Source organism: Aerococcus sp. L_32 (assembly GCF_050689315.1).
Genome location: NZ_JBOEQF010000946.1, coordinates 1 through 719, shown reverse-complemented (window position 1 = coordinate 719; position 719 = coordinate 1). Strand labels below are relative to the sequence as shown.

Annotated in this window: 1 protein-coding gene; it reads right to left on the bottom strand. The window is 46.7% G+C overall.

Annotated elements, in window-relative coordinates:
* Window positions 1-719: pyridoxal-phosphate dependent enzyme (locus ACRCJ0_RS17525; RefSeq protein ID WP_431391432.1), on the bottom strand; the 719-nt coding region annotated here is incomplete at both ends.

Genomic DNA, 719 nt, shown 5'->3' with positions numbered 1-719 from the left:
CGCTGGTCCATTTGACCGGGAAATTTTCTTGGTATATTCAAACTTAGCGATATCATCGTCGGGGCCTAAAACATCCGTTACAAATTCTCTTAATGCGCCTGGTCTTTGCGGGAAATTCACTACAAAGTATTGTTTGGTTCCAGAATAGATCAAAGCTTTCTCCTCAATTTCCGCCATGCGGTTGATGTCGTTATTCCCACCAGAAATGATGCAAACGGCTGTTTTGCCAACAAGGTCTTCGGCCATATTATCTAGAGCAGATACGGTCAAGGCGCCTGAAGGTTCGGCTACAATGGCTTGCTTGGTGTACAAGTCAATAATTGTCCCCGCAATCTTACCTTCTTCGACTGTTTCAATGCGGTCAATATTATCTTTAGCGTATTGGAAGGTGATGTCCCCTACCTTACCAACTGCTGTACCATCCGCGAATTTGTTCACTTTCTCAAGGGCTGTCGGCTGACCTTGGTCAAGGGCCAGTTTCATGGACGCTGCACCGGCTGGTTCAACGCCAACAATTTTGGTTTCAGGCATGGCTTCACGGACATATGCAGAAACACCAGAGATCAATCCTCCCCCACCGATAGGCACTAAGACATAGTCTGCAGTTTCCCCGTCGGCAGTTAGGCTGTGGTGGATTTCAACAGCTAGTGACCCCTGTCCAGCGATGACATTTTCATCATCGTAAGGTTCAATAAAAGTCATCTGGTGTTTAGCACCAT